The 3,131-nt window shown below is 39.6% G+C and carries 8 protein-coding genes; 1 reads left to right on the top strand and 7 read right to left on the bottom strand.

The window, feature by feature from the left end; all coding sequences use genetic code 11:
- Window positions 1-9 precede the first annotated feature (9 nt).
- Entirely contained in the window at window positions 10-210 is a 201-nt protein-coding gene (locus ACFIJK_RS08950) for an AlpA family transcriptional regulator (RefSeq protein ID WP_015856172.1), read from the top strand.
- Window positions 211-312: 102 nt separating this feature from the next.
- On the opposite strand, the gene ACFIJK_RS08945 is transcribed toward ACFIJK_RS08950, so the two are convergent.
- The 7 genes from ACFIJK_RS08945 to ACFIJK_RS08915 form a co-directional block, all read right to left on the bottom strand.
- Window positions 313-672, bottom strand: a complete 360-nt coding sequence (locus tag ACFIJK_RS08945) for a hypothetical protein (RefSeq protein ID WP_273724680.1) — start codon at window positions 670-672, stop codon at window positions 313-315.
- 64 nt (window positions 673-736) lie between these two features.
- On the bottom strand, window positions 737-865 hold the full coding sequence (locus ACFIJK_RS08940) for a hypothetical protein (RefSeq protein ID WP_375627549.1): 129 nt from the start codon (window positions 863-865) through the stop codon (window positions 737-739).
- Window positions 853-1,266: a hypothetical protein gene (locus ACFIJK_RS08935; RefSeq protein WP_375627548.1), complete on the bottom strand. Its 414-nt coding sequence runs from the start codon at window positions 1,264-1,266 to the stop codon at window positions 853-855. Before ACFIJK_RS08935 ends, ACFIJK_RS08940 begins: the two co-directional genes overlap by 13 nt.
- Window positions 1,263-2,078, bottom strand: a complete 816-nt coding sequence (locus ACFIJK_RS08930) for a hypothetical protein (RefSeq protein ID WP_375627547.1) — start codon at window positions 2,076-2,078, stop codon at window positions 1,263-1,265. Before ACFIJK_RS08930 ends, ACFIJK_RS08935 begins: the two co-directional genes overlap by 4 nt.
- A complete protein-coding gene (locus ACFIJK_RS08925; protein ID WP_375627546.1) occupies window positions 2,079-2,492 on the bottom strand; it encodes a hypothetical protein in 414 nt (137 codons plus the stop codon). It lies immediately after the preceding gene.
- On the bottom strand, window positions 2,476-2,694 hold the full coding sequence (locus ACFIJK_RS08920; RefSeq protein ID WP_375627545.1) for a hypothetical protein: 219 nt from the start codon (window positions 2,692-2,694) through the stop codon (window positions 2,476-2,478). Before ACFIJK_RS08920 ends, ACFIJK_RS08925 begins: the two co-directional genes overlap by 17 nt.
- The gene (locus ACFIJK_RS08915) at window positions 2,682-3,083 is read right to left on the bottom strand and encodes a hypothetical protein (protein ID WP_375627544.1); all 402 of its coding nucleotides are present in this window, start codon (window positions 3,081-3,083) and stop codon (window positions 2,682-2,684) included. The genes ACFIJK_RS08920 and ACFIJK_RS08915 overlap by 13 nt, the downstream gene beginning before the upstream one ends.
- Window positions 3,084-3,131 lie beyond the last annotated feature (48 nt).

The following is a 3,131-nucleotide window of genomic DNA, read 5'->3' as shown; positions in this document are numbered from 1 at the left end:
GATTTTAGTATGACAGAAAATGATATTCTTTTGACAGACCGTGAAAGTGCAAAATTGCTTCATATGAGTGTCTCAACATTCCGGCGTCATGTTACCAATGGCTCTCTCCCCAAACCTTTAAAATTTGGTTTTTTATCGCGTTGGTTACAATCAGATCTTTTGAATGTCATCGAGCAAGCAAAACAGCAACGTTATAACGACGCAGCATAAAAAGAAAGCCTTGTCACGTAAGGACGGACAAGGCTTTCTCAAACTCATCAACCTGGTGCTTTATTTGGTGTAAATTCAAGGCTTTCTCTGCTGAAGCAAGACTTAAGGCTGGCATTCAAGTTGTTCTGAATGTTTTTTACAATAAGGGCTATTTAAGCGTCTCTCAACACTTCGCTGAGGCATGACAGCACCAGGACGACATATGGGAAGATTGTCCGATTTATGGTTTTCACACCAATCTTGTATTGTAAAGCTAGGGCGAAAACCTGATTGCGCCATACACATTTCAATACTGGCAAATTGATTCAAATCTAGCGCCACAACCTTATTAAGGTCCGGTACTCCACATTCTAAAAGTATTTTATTTCTCCATAATGCTGGAGAAAGTGAGGGAATTGAGTTAACACATCCAGTGATACTTAACAGAGCTATGCAACTCAACAGTTTTAAGATTTTCTTCATTTTTCCCCTCTTTCAATGGATTTATTTACGATAAAACAGCTCATAAACCTGTTGATATTTTCTGTCACCGCTGCTTAAAACAACGGTGAACAATATTGAGATGACAGATTGAGGGAACAATCGCGCCATTCCAAGCAAAGGCAAGGATGGCGGATTGTTGATCATCACAAACAGCAAAACTTAAGGCTCGCATTCATATTGTTCTGGATGCTTTTTACAAAACGGGCTGTTCAAGCGCTTCTTGACACTGCGCTGTGGTATGACAGCACCTGGACGACAAATGGGCAAGTTTTCGGCTTTATAGTTTTGACACCAAGTTCCTCCCCATTTATCTTTATAGTGGAATCCTGCTTGAATCATACAAGCATAAGTTGTTGCTTTTGCATTGTTGCTTCTCTCTCTATTTTCTGAATCAGGATCGATAAGACTCGGCATTCCACATTCTAATAAGGCTTTTCCTACCTCAGTAGAATCTGCTCCTGGCTTCTCCCACATATTCACGTACCCTGGAGCAGGTTTGTCAATGTTTTCAATGTCACATCCAGCTATACTTAATAAAACTATCCCACTCAATAATTTAAACAGTGTATTCATTTTTTTCTCCATAAATAACCTAAACCTAAATTATCTAAAATTGCATAAGGTGCATAAATTTTTGTATTATCATTATGATGTGCTCCATAATCACGTTTACATGCTGCCGACGCATTACCATAACACCTATGGGTGCTAGATTTAAAGCCGCCTAGAGCTTTCCCTTGCTCTATCATTGGAGTTGCTGGTGGAAATATTGCATAAGGGAACCTCAAGGGTGCCTTATAAAAAGTAGGTAGATTGTGACCAATTCCTGTACCAATGGGATCGAATATATGGTTTTGTAAATAAATATGATCTTTTTTACCATCACTCACATAATATAGTGCATTCGCTATTGATTGAGAGTTATCAGCTGGTCCAAAAAGATAGATATCTGTTTTTTCTGCTATACCGTGAATGCCATGCTGTTCAAAGTCACGCATTCCATTGCCCACTGTCAAGCTACCACGGCTATGCGCACTAACAATCGCCCCTGTATTGCCATAACGATAGACAAAATCTTGTAACTTCTTGGTCGAATTACTCCATCTCCCAAAATACTCATAAATTGCTACCCCGAACTCTACTAGCTTATCTTTAGCTTGGGGGTGGTAGGTAAAATAAAGGGGTTCATGCGCATTATCAGCCATTTTGACGGCATTACGGGCTGCTTCATCAGATGAATTAGAAATACCATTATAGAACATACGCCTGTTGCCATCAGAGCCTTTTTGTAAATTCTGTTGTTCTTCATCCGTTAAATAATGTGCGTGAGGAAACAATCCCGCCGTTCCAAGCAAAGGCAAAGATGGCGGATTGTTGATTATCACTTAAGGCTTGCATTCAGATGCATTTTTATACCTTTTACAAAACGGGCTGTTTAAGCGCTTTTCGACACTTCTCTTCGGGATGACAGCACCAGGCTGACAAATGGGCAAGTTTTCGGCTTTATAGTTTTGACACCAAGTTCCTCCCCATTTATCTTTATAGTGGAATCCTGCTTGAATCATACAAGCATAAGTTGTTGCTTTTGCATTGTTGCTTCTCTCTCTATTTTCTGAATCAGGATCGATAAGACTCGGCATTCCACATTCTAATAAGGCTTTTCCTACCTCAGTAGAATCTGCTCCTGGCTTCTCCCACATATTCACGTACCCTGGAGCAGGTTTGTCAATGTTTTCAATGTCACATCCAGTAACCGTTAACAAAATGAGTAGGCTTAATAAATTAAACAACATTTTCATTTTTTGTTCCCTGTTCTCGTTGAATAAAGTTTTTTAAAACCAAATGAACCGTAATTCCATCTACACGCATCACTCGCATCAGCATAACAATTATGGGGGCTCGGGTGTTGAGATGATTGGTTGAGGGAACAATCCCGCCATTCCAAGCGAAGGCAAGGATGGCGGATTGTTGATCATTACAAACAAAACTTAAGGTTTGCATTCAGGTGCATTTTTATATTTTTTACAAAAAGGGCTGTTCAAGCGCTTCTTGACACTGCGCTGTGGTATGACAGCACCTGGACGACAAATCGGCAAGTTTTTCTCTTTAAAAGTATAACACCAGTTACCTCTCCCTTTATAGTGGAATCCTGCTTGGAGCATGCAGGCATAAGTTGTTGCTTTAGCATTAATGCTCTGCTGTTGGTTTTCTGGAAAAACATCATAAGGGGTTGGCATACCACATTCTAACAATGCTTTTCCTACCTCAGTAAAATCAGTAACACTATTTTTCTCCCACATACTTAGATACCCTGGAGGAGGCTTATCGATGTTACATCCAGCTACACTAACCAAAACTATTCCACTTAATAATTTCAAGATTTGTTTCATTTTTTCCTCCCTGAATATTTTGAATAAATTGGCGTACGATTAGGTAAA

Origin of the sequence: Bartonella sp. PS17NMGDW (genome assembly GCF_042193555.1) — a bacterium.
GTDB lineage: Bacteria > Pseudomonadota > Alphaproteobacteria > Rhizobiales > Rhizobiaceae > Bartonella > Bartonella grahamii.
This window is presented reverse-complemented; position numbering and strand designations above follow the sequence as displayed.

Bases quoted from the DNA above. Each gene is read 5' to 3' on its own strand.
- ACFIJK_RS08935 (WP_375627548.1), bottom strand. From the start codon at position 1,266: ATGAATACACTGTTTAAATTATTGAGTGGGATAGTTTTATTAAGTATA.
- ACFIJK_RS08950 (WP_015856172.1), top strand. From the start codon at position 10: ATGACAGAAAATGATATTCTTTTGACAGACCGTGAAAGTGCAAAATTG.
- ACFIJK_RS08940 (WP_375627549.1), bottom strand. From the start codon at position 865: ATGCGAGCCTTAAGTTTTGCTGTTTGTGATGATCAACAATCCGCCATC.
- ACFIJK_RS08920 (WP_375627545.1), bottom strand. From the start codon at position 2,694: ATGCAAACCTTAAGTTTTGTTTGTAATGATCAACAATCCGCCATCCTT.
- ACFIJK_RS08925 (WP_375627546.1), bottom strand. From the start codon at position 2,492: ATGAAAATGTTGTTTAATTTATTAAGCCTACTCATTTTGTTAACGGTT.
- ACFIJK_RS08915 (WP_375627544.1), bottom strand. From the start codon at position 3,083: ATGAAACAAATCTTGAAATTATTAAGTGGAATAGTTTTGGTTAGTGTA.
- ACFIJK_RS08945 (WP_273724680.1), bottom strand. From the start codon at position 672: ATGAAGAAAATCTTAAAACTGTTGAGTTGCATAGCTCTGTTAAGTATC.